The sequence below is a fragment of the Streptomyces purpurogeneiscleroticus genome (genome assembly GCF_020024005.1).
Classification (GTDB): Bacteria; Actinomycetota; Actinomycetes; order Streptomycetales; family Streptomycetaceae; genus Streptomyces; species Streptomyces purpurogeneiscleroticus.
Genome location: NZ_NHSG01000226.1, coordinates 32654 through 49516, shown reverse-complemented (window position 1 = coordinate 49516; position 16863 = coordinate 32654). Strand labels below are relative to the sequence as shown.

Sequence of the window (16863 nt, the reverse complement as noted above, 5' to 3'; positions counted from 1 at the left end):
CAAGGGCCTGCTCAAGCGGCGCCCGGCGCGCACCCTCGCCGAGGTCGCGGCCCTGGAGCTCAAGGACCCGCGGGGAAACCCGGTGGTACGGGGGAAGTACGGGGGACGCGCTGTCCTGGTCGGATCGAAGGGGGAACGATCCGCGCCAGGGCAGCGCGTTTTTTCGTGCCCGGACCCCGGCCGGAGACCGCCCCGCGGCGTTGTCAGTGGTCGCCGATAAAGTCTCGGACATGGCACGGATTGCGGTGATCGGCGCCGGCACAGGCGCAATGGCGGCCGCTGCCCGGCTGGCCGTCGCGGGCCACCGGGTGGCGGTGTGGGAGCGCGGCGAGACCTACGGCGGCTCGCTGCGGCGGTTCGAGCGCGCCGGTTTCGGCTTCGACACCGGCCCCGGGCTGCTGCATCTCCCGGCCGTGCAGCGCGATCTGTTCGTCAAGACCGGCCGCGAGCCGCTGGAAAAGCTCGTGGACCTGGTCCAGGTCGACCCGGCGAGCCGCCATGTCTTCCCCGACGGCACCGACGTCGCCCTGCCGAACGCCTCGCGGGCCGGCGTCACCGAGGCGCTGGACCGGGCGCTCGGCGCGGGCGCGGGCGAGCGCTGGAGCGCGCTGCTGGGCCGCGCCCGGGACGCCTGGGACCGAACCCGGCGGCCGCTGCTGGAGGAGCCGCTGTGGCCCGACTGGCAGGTGCTGGGGCGCGAGCCGTATCCGGCCGTGGGCCGCAAGGGCCTGCTCAAGCGGCGCCCGGCGCGCACCCTCGCCGAGGTCGCGGCCCTGGAGCTCAAGGACCCGCGGCTGGTCGCGCTGCTGGAGAGCCACGCGCTGGCGTACGGCTTCGACCCGCGCACCGCCCCCGCGAGCGCCACGGTCCTGCCGTACATGGAGCAGACCTTCGGCTCGTGGTACATCGGCGGCGGGCTGCGCGCGCTGGCCACGGCGCTGTACGAGCGCTGCCTGGCCAGGAAGGTGGAGTTCACCTTCGGGGCCGAGGTGCGGCGGCTGGTCGTCAAGGACGGCCGGGCGGCCGGGCTGGAGCTGGCCGACGGGCGGGTGGCGGACGCCGACCTGGTGGTCGCGGGTGTCGACCCGTGGACGCTGGCCGGGCTGACCGGCGACTCCCCCGGCGCGGCCGGGCAGGTCCGCGGCGCGGACGACGTGCTGCCGCCGGCGACGCCGCCGAGCGGGCGGTTCAGCGTGCTGCTGGCGCTGCGCGGCGCCCGGGAGGCGGGCGCGGCGCACCGTACGGTCGTGCACGCCGCGGACCGTGAGGCGGAGCTGACGGGCGTCTTCGGGGGCGGCGGGCTGCCACAGGCACCCACGGTGACGGTGCTGCGCCCCGACGACCCGGCGCAGCGGCCCGACGAGGACCACGAGGCGCTGACGCTGACGGTGACGGTCCCGGCGCATGCGGAGAGCGGCTCCGGGGGCGTCGACTGGGCTGCGGACGGCGTGGCCGGGGCGTTCGCCGACCGGGTGGTCGCGGCGGCCGCCGCCGCGGTGCCGGACCTGGCGGACCGTGTCCTGTGGCGGGAGATACGGACGCCGGCGGACACCGCCGCCGACACGGGCGCGCGGGGTGGCGCGGTGCCCGGCCCCGCGCTGGCCGGCCTGGACGGACAGGCCCTGCACCCGGCCAACCGTACGCGGATACCGGGCCTCTACACGGCCGGCGGCTGGTCCCATCCGGGCGGCGGCCTGGCCCATGCGGGCATGTCCGGCGCGCTGGTGGCGGGCCTCGTCGTCAACGGCGACGACTGGCGCGGCTCGCAGTAGCGGGACCGGCCGGCGCCTCACGGGACCGGCCCGGGCCGCATCGCCGGACCGGTACGAACGCTCAGTACCGGTACTGCTGCCCGTCGTACCCCTGCTGCGGATAGCCGTAGCCCTGGTGCTCCGGCTGGTACTCGGGGTTGTACGGGGGCTGCTCGGGCGGGAGCTCGCCGCCCGCGCGCTGCTGGGGGACCCAGACGCCGCCGGGCGGAGTCTCCGGGCCCGCGCCGTAGTGCTGGCCGTCGTAGCCCCCGCCGTACTGCTGCGAGGCGTGGCCGTAGGGGTCCTGCTGCCCGCCGTAGGGGTCGGCGGGCGGGTACGGACCGGCCTGTGCGTAGGGGTCGTACGGCGCGCCGTACGGGTCCTGGCCCGCGTACGGATCGGCGTAGCCGGCCTGGCCGGCGCCGTAACCGCCGTAGGGATCGGCGGCATAGCCGTCGTGGGCGGCGGCGGGCTCGTAGTAGCCGCCGTAGGGGTCCTGCGGATGCTGTCCGGGCCGGGCGTCGGTGCTGTATATGCCGTACTGGCCGGTCTCGTCGGGCAGTGGCTGCGGGGCGTAGACCGGCTCGGCCCGGGTGGCGTCCGTGCCGTACGGGTCGGCGTAGCCGTCCGGGCGGGCGTCGTAGGCGTCCGTGTACGAGGCCGCTACGGCGTCGGGCGAGTAGCCGGCGGGACCGGCGTACCCGGCCTGCGTGCCGTAGTCATCGGCGCCGTGGCCGTCACCGGCCTCCTGCGGGCCGTACCGGTCGTCGTCCGGGAACGGGCCGCCCGCCGGGCCGACGGCCGCGCCGGCGGCTTCCGGGGCCTGTTCGGCGGCGGCCTTCCGGCCGCCCGAGCGCCGTCTGCCGCTCACCCGGGGCCGGCCGGCCTCGAGCGCCCAGCCCATCGTGAAGCCGCGCCGGAAGGAGAGGGTGACGTAGGTCTGGCCCACCGCGAAGGCGATCGCGCCGATCGCGATGACGATGATGGACGGCAGGATGACGCCGATGACGACGCCGAGGAAGCCGAAGAAGGCCAGCAGCCGCCAGCGGAGCCGGGCCTTGTACTGCAGCAGGACCTCGCCCAGCAACCAGAGCGCCACGACGCCGAAGGCGAGGTAGAGGATCGTCCAGCCCATGTACGCCCCTGTTTCCGCCGCTGTGGGCCACCGTGGTCAGGTCTGCTGGTGCAGACCCAGATTCTCGTAGATTTCCAGCGTCGCCGTGGAGTGGTTCAGGGTAATGAAGTGCAACCCCGGAATGCCCTCGGCGGTCAATCGTGCACACAGCTCCGTGGCGTACTCGATACCAATGGAGCGTACCGCCGCGGGATCGTCCTTGACGGCCAGGATGCGTTCCGCCAGCTCGGGCGGGAAAGCCGCGTTGCTGAGCTGCGCGAACCGCTCGATCTGCCGGACGTTCGTGACCGGCATGATCTCCGGGATGATCGGCGTTTCGCAACCGGCGGCGGCCACCCTGTCACGAAGGCGCAGATAGTCCTCCGCGTAGAAGAACATCTGGGTGATCGCGAAGTCTGCGCCCGCACGGCACTTGTCCACGAAATGCCGGATGTCGGTGTCCCAGTCGGTGGAGCGCGGGTGCATCTCGGGGAAGGCCGCGACGCCCACGCAGAAGTCGCCGGACTCCTTGATCAGTCGGACCAGGTCGGCGGCGTACGCGATGCCCTCGGGGTGGCGCACCCACTCGCCCATCGGGTCGCCGGGCGGGTCACCGCGCAGCGCGAGCATGTTGCGGATACCTGCGTCGGCGTACTGGCCGATGATGTTCCGCAGGTCGGCGATGGAGTGGTTGACCGCGGTCAGGTGGGCGACCGGGGTGAGCGTGGTGTCCGTGGCGATCCGCTCGGTCGCCCGGACGGTGCCCTCACGGGAGGTACCGCCGGCGCCGTAGGTCACCGACACGAAGGTCGGGGCGACGGCCTCGATGCGGCGAATGGCCTTCCACAGGGTCCGCTCGCCCTTCTCGGTCTTCGGGGCGGCGAACTCGAACGAATAGGACCGCTTGCCGGAAGCGAGCAGTTCGCGCACCGTACGCGCGCGGTCAGTCCTGGTGGAAGCTGTACCTAGGGCCATACCGGCAGGTTAACCACGGGCCAGGCAGGCCCCCAACCACGTACGGCTCTATGCCCCGGTTTGCCGGTTTCCTGTTCACCAGTCGGACACTTCACGTCAGACCGCTGCTCATCGGCCCGGGGCGTCGCGACCCGCTGTGCGCAGGGCATCACAAGGCGTACGTTCCCGCGCACGCCCCCGCGTCACGCTTCGTACGCGCGGATCCGCTTCGCCAGCTCGGCCGCCGCCGCACCCGGGTCGGCCGCCTCGGTGAGCGCGCGCACCACCACGACCCGGCGGGCACCTGCCGCCAGCACCTCGTCCAGATTGCCCGCGTCGATCCCGCCGATCGCGAACCAGGGGCGCTCGGGGCGCTGCGCCGCGGCGTACCGCACGAGGTCCAGGCCCGGGGCGTGCCGTCCCGGCTTGGTGGGGGTGGGCCAGCAGGGGCCAGTGCAGAAGTAGTCCACGCCCGGCTCGGCGAGGGCGGCGTCCACCTCCGCCTCGGCGTGCGTGGAACGGCCTATCAGGACGTCGTCGCCGAGGATGGCGCGCGCCGCGGGGACCGGCAGGTCGCCCTGTCCGAGGTGCAGCACGTCGGAGCCGATGGCGTGCGCGACGTCCGCCCGGTCGTTGACCGCGAGGAGCTTGCCGTGCCGCCGGCAGGCGTCCGCGAAGACCTCCAGGTGCGCCAGCTCCTCACCGGCCTCCATGCCCTTGTCGCGCAGCTGCACGATGTCCACGCCCGAGGAGAGCACCGCGTCCAGGAACTGCGGCAGGTCGCCCTGCTCCTTGCGGGCTCCCGTGCACAGGTAGAGGCGGGCGTCGGACAGGGCCTGTCGTGCGGTGCTCATCGGGTCTTCCCCCAGACGGGGCGTACGGACCGGGCCGGCCGGTCCGTACGCCCTTCGGTTGCGGCGGTGATGGCGGGTGTGTCAGACGGCGAGCGCCTGAGCCCGGCGCTTCACCTCCGTGCCGCGATTCTCGCGCAGCGCCTGCGCGGGCGTCCCCGGCAGGGTCTCATCCGCGGTGAACAGCCACTCCAGCATCTCTTCGTCGGTGAAGCCGTCGTCCCTGAGGAGCGTGAGCGTCCCCACCAGGCCCTTGACGACCTTGCCTTCCTTGATGAACTCGGCCGGCACCTGGAGGGCCCTGTTCTCACCGCGGCGCACCGCGATCAGCTGGCCCTCCTTGACCAGCTGCCGGACTCGCGTCACCTCGACGCCGAATTCCTCGGCGATGTCGGGGAGGGTGAGCCAGGCGGAAACCAGTCCATCGATCTTTGCGTCAATCTCGGTCACACCCCCAAGCGTGCCATCCCCCACTGACAGTCGGTAGCCGGGCATCGCCATCAGTGCACACCACCGGCCACAGCGGGCGGTCGCGCTGCCGCTAAAGCACCTGCGCCGCAGCGGATTTCAGCGGTACCGAGGCGTCCGCCGCGGCCGTCCTGTCCAGCAGCGCGCCGCGCTCGATGAGCTTGCGTCCCTGCGCCAGGTCGCGCGGCCGTCCCACGGCCAGCAGCGCCACCAGCGCCCCCTCCCGCAGCCACAGCGCCGTCCAGGCCGCGCTCGCCGGGTCGCCGCGCCAGATCAGCTCGTCCGCGACGCCGTGGTACCCGGCGCACTGCACGAACCGGCCGAACTGCTCCGACCAGAAATAGGGCACGGGGTCGTACACCGTGCCCTCCACCTCGCACCGGGCGATGTTCGAGGCGACCGTGCGCGGCCCCTGAAGGGCGTTGTCCCAGTGGTGCACCAGGAGCCGGCGGCCGTAGCGCGCGGACGGGAAGGAGGCGCAGTCGCCGACCGCGTACACATCGGGCACCGAGGTGCGCAGCCGCTCGTCGGCCCGTACGGAGCGGTCCTCGCACAGCTCGACACCGGAGCCGGCCAGCCAGTCCGTGGCGCAGCGCGAGCCGATGCCGATCACCACGGCGTCCGCGGGCAGTGACGTGCCGTCGGCGAGCAGGACGGCGCCCTCTTGCACGGCGGCGACTCTGGTGCCGGTACGGAGCGTGGCGCCCGCGTCGGCGTACCAGCGGGCCATGTGGGCGGCGACCTCTTCGGGCAGCGCGCCGGCCAGCGGGCGGTCGGCGGCCTCCACCACGGTGACCTCGCAGCCGGCTTCCCGGGCCGCGGTGGTGAACTCCGCACCGATCCAGCCCGCGCCGACCACCACGATGCGCTGCTGCGCGGCCAGTACCGGGCGCAGCCGCTCGGCGTCGTCCAGGGTGCGCAGCACGTGCACACCCGGTACGCCCTCGCTCCCCGGGAGGGCCATCGCCTCCGCACCCGTGGCGATGACCAGCCGGTCGTAGGGCACCGGGCCGGTGTCGGTCAGCACCTCGTGGGCGTCGGCGGCGAGTCCGGTGACACTCCTGCCGAGCTCCAGCTCGATCCCGAGGGAGGCGAAGTCGACGTCGAAGGCCGAGCCGTCCGCCTTGCCGAGCAGCACCGCCTTGGAGAGCGGCGGCCGGTCGTAGGGCGGGTGCGGTTCGGCGCCGAGCAGGGTGATCGTGCCGCGCCAGCCCTGTTCGCGCAGGGCAACGGCGGTCTGCACGCCCGCCATCCCCGCGCCGGCGATGACGACGCGGCGCGAGCGGTCGGGGGTCCGCGAGTACTTGCTCTGCTGGCTCACCTGATCACTCTAGGACGCACCCCTTCGGGGGGCTTAGCACCTCGCGACGAGATCTCTGACACAGGGTCACGCTCCGGCCGCGCAGAGCACCCTTACGGCGCGTCGGGCGCCCGTACTACTCTGACGGCACTTGTACTCGCGGGAGCCCGGACGCACCGGGCTGAGAGGGAGGCTGCGGCGGCCTCCGACCGTACGAACCTGATCCGGGTCATGCCGGCGAAGGGAGGGGCTGGACACCTATGCATCCACCTGCACATACGCCTCCGGGGACGGCTGCCGGGCGGCCCGACGCGGTGATCGTCGGGGGCGGTCTCATGGGGCTCGTGACAGCCTGGCGGGCGGCCCAGCGGGGACTGCGCACCGCCGTCGTGGACCCGGAGCCGGGCGGCGGCGCGGCGCGCGTCGCGGCCGGCATGCTGGCCGCCGTCACCGAGCTGCACTACGGCGAGGAAACGCTCCTGGGGCTGAATCTCGACTCCGCGGCGCGCTATCCGGCGTTCGCCGCCGAGCTGGCCGAGGCGAGCGGCCAGGACCTCGGGCACCGGCGGTGCGGCACACTCGCCGTGGCCCTGGACGCGGACGACCGCGCTCACCTGCGGGAGCTGCACGCGCTGCAGCGCCGCTGCGGCCTGGAGTCGGAGTGGCTGACCGGCCGCGAGTGCCGGAAGCTCGAACCGATGCTCGCGCCGGGCGTGCGCGGCGGGCTCCGGGTGGACGGCGACCACCAGATCGACCCGCGGCGGCTCGCCACGGCCCTGCTGACGGCCTGCGAGCGGGCCGGGGTGGCCTTCGTACGGGACCGGGCCGCACGGCTGACGGTGACCGGGGAGCGGGCCACCGGCATCGAGCTGGCGGACGGCACGGCGCTGCCGGCCGGGCAGGTCGTGCTGGCGGCGGGCAGCTTCAGCGGGCGGCTGGCCGGGGTGCCCGAGCACGTTCGGCCGCCGGTCCGGCCGGTCAAGGGCCAGGTGCTGCGGCTGCGGATTCCCGCCGCGTACGGCCCGTTCCTGTCCCGCACCGTGCGCGCCGTGGTGCGCGGCGGCCCGCTCTACCTGGTGCCGCGCGAGAACGGCGACATGGTCGTCGGCGCCACCAGTGAGGAGCTGGGCTGGGACACCACGGTGACCGCGGGCGGCGTCTACGAGTTGCTGCGGGACGCCCACGAGCTGGTGCCGGGCATCACCGAGCTGCCGCTGACCGAGACGATCGCCGGGCTGCGCCCCGGGTCGCCCGACAACGCGCCGCTGCTGGGCCCCACCGCGCTGCCCGGCCTCCTGCTGGCCACCGGCCACTTCCGCAACGGTGTGCTGCTCACCCCGGTCACCGGCGACGTCATGGCCCACGCGCTGACCACCGGCGCGCTGCCCGAAGAGGCGCGGCCCTTCACACCGCTGCGCTTCGGGCCCGCAGCCCCTCCCCCCGTCCCGGCGCCGCAGGGCGCCGCACTCCAGGAGCAGACCGCATGACCGCCTCGAAGGCACCCGGCCCCGCCTCCCCCGTTGCCGCGCCCGTCACCGTCTCCGTGAACGGCGAGCCGCGCGAGATCCCCGGCGGCCTGCCGCTCGACCGGCTGGTGGCCACGCTGACCACCGCCTCCAGCGGGGTCGCCGCCGCCGTCAACGAAGAGGTCGTCCCGCGCAGCCAGTGGGCGGCGACGCCGCTCGGCAACGGGGACCGCGTCGAAGTTCTCACCGCAGTCCAGGGAGGCTGATCCGTACAGATGGCCGAGACGAACACCATCGAGGAGACCGCCGCCCCTGAAGCGGCGACCAGCGCGGCCCCCGAAGCCGACCCGCTCGTCATCGCCGGTACCGCCTTCCGGTCCCGGCTGATCATGGGGACCGGCGGCGCGCCGAGCCTGGACATCATGGAGCGCGCGCTGCTGGCCTCCGGTACGGAGCTGACCACCGTGGCGATGCGGCGGCTGGACCCGACCGTGCAGGGCTCGGTGCTCTCCGTACTGAACAGACACGGCATACGTACGCTGCCGAACACCGCGGGCTGCTACACCGCGGGCGAGGCCGTGCTCACCGCCCGGCTGGCCCGGGAGGCGCTCGGCACGGACTGGGTGAAGCTGGAGGTCGTCGCCGACGAGCGGACCCTGCTGCCGGACCCGGTGGAGCTGCTGGACGCGGCCGAGACGCTGGTCGACGAAGGTTTCACGGTCCTGCCGTACACCAACGACGATCCGGTGCTCGCGCGGAAGCTGGAGGACGCGGGCTGCGCGGCGATCATGCCGCTGGGCTCCCCCATCGGCTCCGGGCTCGGCATCCGCAACCCGCACAACTTCCAGCTGATCACCGAGCGGGCCGGGGTGCCGGTCATCCTGGACGCCGGTGCCGGCACGGCCTCGGACGCCGCGCTGGCCATGGAGCTGGGCTGCGCCGCGGTGATGCTGGCCTCGGCCGTCACCAGGGCGCAGGAGCCGGTCCTGATGGCGCACGCCATGCGGCACGCGGTCGAGGCGGGCCGGCTGGCGTACCGGGCGGGCCGCATCCCGCGCCGCCACTTCGCCGAGGCGTCCTCGCCGGCCGCCGGAATGGCCGAGCTGGATCCGGAGCGGCCCGCCTTCTGAGGCATTTCGGCCAGGGGCGCCGGAAGGCCGCCAGGGGCGCCGGAAGGCCCGCCACCGGCGCCCCGACCTGCACCTCGCGCCCCTCCGCCGGTTACCGTTCGGCTGCAGTCCGGCCCGTACGGTCCGGAGGGCATGAGGGCGGTGGACAGCTGCTCGTAGACTCGTCTGCCGTGGATACCACCCTTCAGGACCCCCTGGTCGGACAGCTGCTCGACGGCCGCTACCGCGTCCAGGCGCGCATCGCCACCGGCGGGATGGCGACGGTCTACCGCGCCGTCGACACCCGGCTGGACCGTGTGCTCGCCCTGAAGGTGATGCACCCCGCACTGGCCGCCGACGCCTCCTTCGTCGAGCGCTTCATCCGGGAGGCGAAGTCGGTGGCCCGGCTGTCGCACCCGAACGTGGTCGGCGTGTTCGACCAGGGCACCGACGGCACGTACGTGTACCTCGCCATGGAGTACGTCGCGGGCTGCACCCTCCGGGACGTGCTGCGCGAGCGCGGCGCCCTGCAGCCGCGCGCCGCGCTGGACATCCTGGAGCCGATCCTGGCGGCGCTGGGCTCGGCGCACCGGGCGGGCATGGTGCACCGCGACATGAAGCCGGAGAACGTGCTGATCGGGGACGACGGCCGGGTCAAGGTCGCCGACTTCGGGCTGGTCCGCGCGGTCGACACGAATACGACGGCCACCACCGGCACGGTGCTGGGCACCGTCTCCTACCTGGCGCCCGAGCAGATCGAGGACGGCAGCGCGGACACCCGTGCGGACGTCTACGCCTGTGGCGTGGCGCTCTACGAGATGCTGACCGGCAGCAAGCCGCACAGCGGCGGCACGCCCGCCCAGGTGCTCTACCAGCACCTCAACGAGGACGTGCCGACGCCGTCCACGCTCGTACCGGGGCTGCCGCCCGAGCTGGACGACCTGGTCGTCGAGGCCACCGCGCGCAAGCCCGAGGTGCGCCCGCAGGACGCCGCCACGCTGCTCGCGCTGGCACGTAACGCGCGCGCCGCGCTTACGGACGAGCAGCTGGACGCGGTGCCGCCGCAGGCGAAGGCCGCGACCGGGCCGGCCGGCGCCGAGGACCGTACGAGCGTGATCCAGCGCGCCGCCGCGGTGCAGCTCTCGCTGCCCGTGACGGCCGAGACCGCCGACGACACGGCGGGCCACACCGCCCGCCTGGAGGTGCCGCCGGCCGCGGACGGGACGACGGACCGGCTGCCCACAGGGGCAGCGGGCGGCGCACGGCGTGCGGAGACCGCTCGGGCACCGCGCCGCAGGACGCTCTTCGTCGTCCTCGCGCTGCTGGCCGCGCTGCTCGCGGGGACCGGCGTCTGGTACATCACCACCGGCCAGTTCACGACCGTGCCGGCGGTGCTGGACATGACGCAGGCCAAGGCCGAGCGGACGCTGCACGGCGCGGGCCTGGACGTGAAGGTGCGGCGGGCGTACAGCTCCACCGTCGAGCGCGGCCACGTGATCTCCACCGACCCGGAGAACGGGCAGCGCATCCGGGGCACCGGCACGGTCACCATCACGCTGTCCAAGGGCCCGGACATCGTCTCCGTACCGGACCTGTCCGGCACCCCGGTCGCCGACGCCCGGCGCAAGCTGCGGGACCAGGGGCTGACCCCGGGGACCGAGCGCAGGGCGTTCAGCGACGAGGTGGCCAAGGGGTCGGTGATCCGTACGGACCCGGACGCGGGGGCCAAGCGGCGCCCCGGTACGGCGGTGGCGCTGACCGTCAGCCGGGGCAGCGCGATCGACGTGCCGGACGTGGTCGGCGACGACCGCTCGGACGCGGCAGCGGAGCTGCGGGAGGAGGGCTTCCGCGTGAAGTTCGCCGCGGAGCCCGTGTACTCGGAGGAGGACAAGGGCGCGATCGCGCGGCAGTCCCCCGGGGCGGGCGGCACGCTGGGCGAGGGGGACACGGTGACGCTGACGCTGTCCAAGGGGCCGCAGATGGTCGAGGTGCCGGACGTCCAGGGCCAGAAGGTGGACGACGCGAAGCAGGCGCTGACCGCCGCGGGCTTCGAGGTCGAGGTGAAGAAGCCGTTCTTCTTCCCGACGGACACGGTGGACAGCCAGTCCGTGGACGCCGGTGACACCGCCCCGAAGGGCAGCACGATCACGATCACCCTGGAGAGCAAGCTGTGAGGCGCACCTCCGGCTGAGGCGTACCTGACAGCCGGGGCCGCCCGGCCGCCTGGCACCCTTGAGGGTGTGAGCACTTCTCCGCAGCGCGCCCGCGAGCGCAATCCGATCGGCGGCCACGTCCCCGTGGCCGGCGGTCTCGCCAAGGTCGGCATCCCGTACGCACAGGAGATCGGCGGCGAGTCCGTCCAGGTCTTCGTCGCCAACCCGCGCGGCTGGGCGACCCCGCCCGGCAATCCGATGCAGGACGAGGCGTTCCGCACGGCCTGCGCGGAGCGTGACATCCCTGCGTACGTGCACGCGCCGTACCTGATCAACTTCGGCTCGCACAACCCGGTGACCGTCGAGAAGTCGGTGGAGTCGCTGCGGCACTCGCTGCGGCGCGGCCGGGAGATCGGGGCGCTCGGCGTGGTCGTGCACACCGGCTCGGCGACCGGCGGACGGGAGCGCGCCACGGCGCTCGCGCAGGTACGCGAGTACATGCTGCCGCTGCTGGACGAGCTGACCCACGACGACGACCCGTGGCTGCTGCTGGAGTCGACGGCCGGACAGGGCGCGTCGCTGTGCTCGCTGGCGGAGGACCTCGGGCCGTACCTGGACGCGCTGGACCGGCACCCGCGTGCGGGGCTCTGCCTGGACACCTGCCACGCGTTCGCGGCCGGGCACGACATGGCGGCCCCCGGCGGCATGAAGGCGCTCCTGGACGAGCTGGTGGACGTCGCGGGCGAGGGCCGCCTGAAGCTGATCCACGCCAACGACTCCAAGGACGTGGCCGGAGCGCACAAGGACCGCCACGAGAACATCGGTTCCGGCCACATCGGCGCCGAACCGTTCCGCGAGCTGTTCCGCCACCCGGCGACCGCGGGCGTACCGCTGGTGATCGAGACCCCGGGCGGCAAGGACGGCCACGCGGCGGACGTGGCGCGCCTGAAGGAGCTGCGGGACGGCGACTAGAAGGCGCGCACGGCGCGGACCCGGTCCTCAGAGCTCCGGGCCGTCGCCGGGCTCCTCCTGATAGGAGTAGCGCTGCTCCCGCCACGGGTCACCGAGGTTGTGGTAGCCGCGCTCCTCCCAGAAGCCGCGGCGGTCCGCCGTCATGTACTCGATGCCGCGCACCCACTTCGGGCCTTTCCAGGCATAGAGGTGCGGCACGATGAGCCGTACGGGGAAGCCGTGTTCCGCGGTGAGCAGTTCGCCGTCCCGGTGGCAGGCGAACAAGCAGCGCTCGTCCGCGAAGTCCGCCAGCGGCATGTTCGAGCTGAATCCGTACTCGGCCCAGACCATCACATGGGTGACATCCGGGGCCGGCGGCGCCAGGTCGAGCACCGTACGCGTCAACACCCCGCCCCATTCGGCACCCAGCATGCTGAACTTCGTCACGCAATGCATGTCGGCGACGACGGTGGCATACGGCAGCGAGGTGAATTCCTCGTGCGTCCAGCAGTGCTTGTCACCGTCGGCAGTGGCGCCGAAAACCCGGAATTCCCAGCGCTCGGGGCGGAACTTGGGGACGGGTCCGTAGTGCGTGACCGGCCATCCGCGCTGCAGACGCTGCCCCGGAGGGAGCTGCGGAGGCTCCTCTTCGCGGCTATCCGGCTGACCCATGCCCCCATGGTGTCAGACCGGAAGGGGTGCTGATGACCAGGGCGGGACCGATTCGGGCAACTCCCACTAAGCGTGCACTTACTGGACGCTCGGCGCGCCCCGGTGCAAGGATGCCCGGCACCTGTTAGTCGACGTGTGGAAGGAGCCCCGCAGTCATGCAGGGAGACCCCGAGGTCATCGAGTTCCTCAACGAGCAGCTGACCGCCGAGCTGACCGCGATCAACCAGTACTTCCTGCACGCCAAGATGCAGGAGAACAACGGGTGGCCGAAGCTCGCCAAGTACACCCGGTCCGAGTCGTTCGACGAGATGAAGCACGCCGAGGTCCTCACCGACCGGATCCTCTTCCTGGAGGGCCTGCCCAACTACCAGCGGCTCTTCCACGTCCGCATCGGCCAGACGGTCACCGAGATGTTCCAGGCGGACCGGCAGATCGAGGCCGAGGCCATCGACCGGCTGCGGCGCGGCATCGAGGTCATGCGCAACAAGGGCGACATCACGTCGGCCAATATTTTCGAGAGCATCCTCGAGGACGAGGAGCACCACATCGACTACCTCGACACCCAGCTGGAGCTGGTGGAGAAGCTCGGGGAGCCGCTGTACATCGCGCAGCTCGTCGAACAGCCGAGCTGACGGGCCGCGGAAGCGCTCAGGCGGCTTCGGGGTACCGGGCGGGCGGCTCGACGATCTCGGGCGCGACCGGCTCGGCGACGGATGTCCCGGACACGGCCGGTTCCGCCGGATCGGCGGCCAGCGGTGCCGCGTCCCCCTGATCGATCAGCGTGCGGCGGGGGCAGCTGCCCCGCCCCAGGAGGGCCTGTATGCGGCGCACGCAGCCGCCGCAGTCGGTGCCGGCCTTGCAGGCGGAGGCGATCTGGCGCGGCGTGCAGGCGCCCGTCCCCGCGTGCTCACGCACCTGCTCCTCGGTGATGCCGAAGCACGAGCAGACGTACACGCGGTTCACCCCCGTACCTTTCCCGTAGCTTCGTGATCTTGAGTGAGGTTACCCTTACCTTACCCGCCATGGCGGGCGCTTAACAACGCAGTGGGGCGCGGATCACAGGATCCGCGCCCCACTTTGCGTCTACGCGCCCGTCTACTGGTCCCGGTACATCTCCGCGACCAGGAATGCCAGGTCCAGCGACTGGCTGCGGTTCAGCCGGGGGTCGCAGGCCGTCTCGTACCGCTGGTGGAGGTCGTCGACGAAGATCTCGTCGCCGCCGCCCACGCACTCCGTGACGTCGTCACCGGTGAGCTCGACGTGGATGCCGCCCGGGTGCGTGCCGAGCGCCTTGTGGACCTCGAAGAAGCCCTTGACCTCGTCCAGCACGTCGTCGAAGCGCCGGGTCTTGTGACCGGAGGCGGCCTCGTACGTGTTGCCGTGCATCGGGTCGGTGATCCACGCGACCTGGGCACCGGAAGCGGTGACCTTCTCCACCAGAGTGGGCAGCTTGTCGCGGATCTTGTCCGCGCCCATCCGGGTGATGAAGGTCAGCCGGCCCGGCTCGCGGTCCGGGTCCAGCCGGTCGATGAGCGCGAGGGCGTCCTCGGGCGTCGTCGTCGGGCCGAGCTTCACGCCGATCGGGTTGCGCACCTGCGCGGCGAACTCGATGTGCGCGTGGTCCAGCTGCCGGGTGCGCTCGCCGATCCACAGCATGTGGCCGGAAACGTCGTACAGCTTGCCGGTGCGCGAGTCCGTACGGGTCAGCGCCGTCTCGTAGTCCAGCACCAGCGCCTCGTGGGAGGCGAAGAACTCGACGGTCTTGAACTCCTCCGGGTCCACCCCGCAGGCGTTCATGAAGTTCAGCGCCCGGTCGATCTCGCGCGCCAGCGCCTCGTAGCGCTGCCCCGAGGGCGAGGACTTCACGAAGTCCTGGTTCCAGGCGTGCACCTGGCGCAGGTCGGCGTAGCCGCCGGTGGTGAAGGCACGCACGAGGTTCAGCGTCGCGGCGGAGGCGTGGTACATCCGCTTCAGGCGCTGCGGGTCCGGGATCCGGGCCGCCTCGGTGAACTCGAAGCCGTTGACCGAGTCGCCGCGGTACGTCGGCAGGGTCACGCCGTCGCGGGTCTCGGTCGGCTTGGAGCGCGGCTTGCTGTACTGGCCGGCGATCCGGCCGACCTTGACGACGGGCACGGACCCGGCGTACGTGAGGACGGCGCCCATCTGGAGCAGCGTCTTGAGCTTGTTGCGGATGTGCTCGGCCGATACCGCGTCGAACGCCTCGGCGCAGTCGCCGCCCTGCAGCAGGAACGCCTCGCCACGGGCGACGGCTCCCAGGCGCTCACGCAGCTGGTCGCACTCGCCCGCGAAGACGAGCGGCGGATAGGACTCGAGCTCCGCGATCACATCGCGCAGAGCCTCTTGGTCCGGCCAGTCAGGCTGCTGCGCCGCGGGCAGGTCTCGCCAGGTGTGGCCACCGGCGTGGATTTCAGCGTTCACGGTCACCTCGTCAACATTACGGGGTTCTCGACGGCGTCCAGTACGCCGACCGCAGTATGAGACGCGCCCCACAAAGGCCACACCGCCTCCGGAGAGCACGCAGCTCACTCCGGGAAAGCGTCCTCCGGGGTGCCGCGGGCCACGGCCGCCAGGGTGCTGAGCGCGTACGGCAGCAGCTCCGGCGGCGCGCCCGCCAGGGCGATGCGTACGGCGTGCGGCGCGGGCGCCGCGCCCTGCGCGCCCTCGGGGGCGACCGCGAAGGCGGTGCCCGGGGTGACCGCGATGCCGCGCCGCGCCGCGGCCGCGAGGAAGCTCTCGGCCCGCCATCCCTCCGGCAGCTCCCACCAGGCGAAATAGGACCGCGGGTCGGCGCTGACGGCGAACCCTTCGAGGTGCCTGCGGACCAGGGCCTGCCGGTCCGCCGCGTCCCGGCGCTTGGCCCGCACGATGCGGTCCACCGTGCCGTCGGCCAGCCAGCGGGTCACGGCCTCCAGCGCGAAGCCGGTGGCGGTCCAGCCACCGGACCGCAGCGCGGACGCGACGGCCTCCCGGCGAGCGGCGGGCGGGAGCACGAGGCCGACGGTCAGCCCCGGGGCCAGCCGCTTGGAGAGGCTGTCGACGAGGACGGTCCGCTCGGGGGCCAGGGCGGCGAGCGGGGGCAGGCCCGTCTCCTCGTACAGATCCGGCTCCTCGTACAGATCCGTCTCTTCGCACAGAAACGACCAGATCGCGTCCTCCACGGCCCACAGGTCCAGCTCGCGGAGGGTGTCGGACAGCTCGACACGGCGCGGGGCCGGCATGGTCGTGCCGAGCGGGTTGTGCAGCGTGGGCTGGAGGTAGACCGCGTGCAGCGGCGCCGAGCGGTGAGCGGCCCGCACGGCCTCGGGGCGCAACCCGTGCGCGTCCATGGCGAGCGGCACGAGCGTCACGCCGATCCGCGCGGCAATCGCCTTGACCAGCGGATACGTGGCCGCCTCGACGCCGAGGCGGCCGCCCGGCGGGACCAGCGCGGCCACCGCCCCGGCCACCGCGTGCCGCCCGTTGCCCGCGAAGAGGACGCGGCCGGGGCCGGGCGCGAAGCCGGTACGGGCGAGGAGCGCCGCGGCCGCCTCACGGGCGGCGGGGTGCCCGGCCGGGCCGACGGGCCGCAGGGCCGCGTCGAGCGCGTCCGGGCGGAGCAGCGGGGCCATCCCCTCCGCGAGCAGCGCGGCCTGCTCGGGCACGACCGGGTAGTTCAGCTCCAGGTTGACGCGGGTCCCGGCGTCCGGGGCCGCGGGCTCGGCGAGCGCGGGGCCGGGGGCGTGCTGGGCGGCCCGGACGAACGTGCCGCGGCCGACCTCGCCGACGGTCAGGCCGCGGCGGGCCAGCTCGCGGTAGACCCGGTGCGCGGTGGAGTTGGCGATGCCGTGCGTACGGGCGAAGCCGCGCTGGGTCGCGAGCCGGTCGCCGGGGCGCAGCCGCCCCGCGGCGATGTCGGCGGCGACGGCGTCAGCGATGCGCAGATAGTCGTCCGTGCCGGCCATAGGAATCCCCAGATTGCACCGAGAGCAATGTTTTTATTGCACCGAGATTGTGCGGCTCATAGCATCGAGCCGTCAAGAGGCGCCACGCCTCAACGGACATACGGGAGGGGCG

16 protein-coding genes and 1 riboswitch are annotated in these 16863 nt (G+C 73.1%); of the genes, 7 read left to right on the top strand and 9 right to left on the bottom strand.

Annotated elements, in window-relative coordinates; translation table 11 throughout:
- Nucleotides 1-230 precede the first annotated feature (230 nt).
- Nucleotides 231-1772, top strand: a complete 1542-nt coding sequence (locus tag CCS38_RS14860) for a phytoene desaturase family protein (RefSeq protein WP_223733731.1) — start codon at nt 231-233, stop codon at nt 1770-1772.
- 61 nt (nt 1773-1833) lie between these two features.
- Here the strand turns inward: CCS38_RS14860 and CCS38_RS14855 are convergent, their stop codons facing one another.
- The 5 genes from CCS38_RS14855 to CCS38_RS14835 all read right to left on the bottom strand — a co-directional run bounded on the left by CCS38_RS14855 (nt 1834) and on the right by CCS38_RS14835 (nt 6390).
- Complete coding sequence (locus CCS38_RS14855) at nt 1834-2886, bottom strand: hypothetical protein (protein WP_223733730.1); 1053 nt, start codon at nt 2884-2886, stop codon at nt 1834-1836.
- Nucleotides 2887-2922: 36 nt separating this feature from the next.
- Complete coding sequence (gene metF / locus CCS38_RS14850; protein WP_223733729.1) at nt 2923-3840, bottom strand: methylenetetrahydrofolate reductase [NAD(P)H]; 918 nt, start codon at nt 3838-3840, stop codon at nt 2923-2925.
- A gap of 182 nt (nt 3841-4022) precedes the next feature.
- Entirely contained in the window at nt 4023-4673 is a 651-nt protein-coding gene (thiE, locus tag CCS38_RS14845; protein ID WP_223733728.1) for a thiamine phosphate synthase, read from the bottom strand.
- 81 nt (nt 4674-4754) lie between these two features.
- Complete coding sequence (locus tag CCS38_RS14840) at nt 4755-5120, bottom strand: Rv2175c family DNA-binding protein (protein WP_030256595.1); 366 nt, start codon at nt 5118-5120, stop codon at nt 4755-4757.
- A 91-nt stretch (nt 5121-5211) separates the two neighbouring features.
- A complete protein-coding gene (locus CCS38_RS14835) occupies nt 5212-6390 on the bottom strand; it encodes an NAD(P)/FAD-dependent oxidoreductase (protein ID WP_263302069.1) in 1179 nt (392 codons plus the stop codon).
- Nucleotides 6391-6587: 197 nt separating this feature from the next.
- A riboswitch (TPP riboswitch) is annotated at nt 6588-6701 on the top strand.
- Here CCS38_RS14835 and thiO point away from each other — a divergent pair.
- The 5 genes from thiO (at nt 6699) to CCS38_RS14810 (ending at nt 12138) form a co-directional block, all read left to right on the top strand.
- The gene (gene thiO, locus CCS38_RS14830) at nt 6699-7925 is read left to right on the top strand and encodes a glycine oxidase ThiO (protein WP_223733726.1); all 1227 of its coding nucleotides are present in this window, start codon (nt 6699-6701) and stop codon (nt 7923-7925) included. It overlaps the preceding riboswitch by 3 nt.
- Entirely contained in the window at nt 7922-8170 is a 249-nt protein-coding gene (thiS, locus tag CCS38_RS14825; protein WP_223733725.1) for a sulfur carrier protein ThiS, read from the top strand. Before thiO ends, thiS begins: the two co-directional genes overlap by 4 nt.
- Before the next feature lie 9 nt (nt 8171-8179).
- Nucleotides 8180-9034 carry a thiazole synthase gene (locus CCS38_RS14820; protein WP_223733724.1) on the top strand — a complete coding sequence of 285 codons (855 nt, stop codon included), beginning with the start codon at nt 8180-8182 and terminating at the stop codon, nt 9032-9034.
- 170 nt (nt 9035-9204) lie between these two features.
- A complete protein-coding gene (gene pknB, locus CCS38_RS14815) occupies nt 9205-11187 on the top strand; it encodes a Stk1 family PASTA domain-containing Ser/Thr kinase (RefSeq protein WP_223733723.1) in 1983 nt (660 codons plus the stop codon).
- 66 nt (nt 11188-11253) lie between these two features.
- Nucleotides 11254-12138 (top strand): deoxyribonuclease IV, encoded by an 885-nt coding sequence (locus CCS38_RS14810; RefSeq protein ID WP_223733722.1) that lies wholly within the window; start codon nt 11254-11256, stop codon nt 12136-12138.
- Nucleotides 12139-12165: 27 nt separating this feature from the next.
- On the opposite strand, the gene CCS38_RS14805 is transcribed toward CCS38_RS14810, so the two are convergent.
- Nucleotides 12166-12789, bottom strand: a complete 624-nt coding sequence (locus CCS38_RS14805; protein WP_223733721.1) for a sulfite oxidase-like oxidoreductase — start codon at nt 12787-12789, stop codon at nt 12166-12168.
- Between the two features lie 155 nt (nt 12790-12944).
- On the opposite strand from CCS38_RS14805, the gene bfr reads away from it, so the two are divergent.
- Complete coding sequence (gene bfr, locus CCS38_RS14800) at nt 12945-13421, top strand: bacterioferritin (RefSeq protein WP_223733720.1); 477 nt, start codon at nt 12945-12947, stop codon at nt 13419-13421.
- A gap of 16 nt (nt 13422-13437) precedes the next feature.
- On the opposite strand, the gene CCS38_RS14795 is transcribed toward bfr, so the two are convergent.
- From CCS38_RS14795 to CCS38_RS14785, 3 genes are all read right to left on the bottom strand, one after another.
- Nucleotides 13438-13743, bottom strand: a complete 306-nt coding sequence (locus CCS38_RS14795) for a (2Fe-2S)-binding protein (protein WP_223733737.1) — start codon at nt 13741-13743, stop codon at nt 13438-13440.
- 141 nt (nt 13744-13884) lie between these two features.
- Nucleotides 13885-15234 (bottom strand): class II 3-deoxy-7-phosphoheptulonate synthase, encoded by a 1350-nt coding sequence (locus CCS38_RS14790; protein ID WP_030256621.1) that lies wholly within the window; start codon nt 15232-15234, stop codon nt 13885-13887.
- A 98-nt stretch (nt 15235-15332) separates the two neighbouring features.
- Complete coding sequence (locus CCS38_RS14785) at nt 15333-16751, bottom strand: aminotransferase-like domain-containing protein (protein WP_223733719.1); 1419 nt, start codon at nt 16749-16751, stop codon at nt 15333-15335.
- Between the last annotated feature and the right edge of the window lie 112 nt (nt 16752-16863).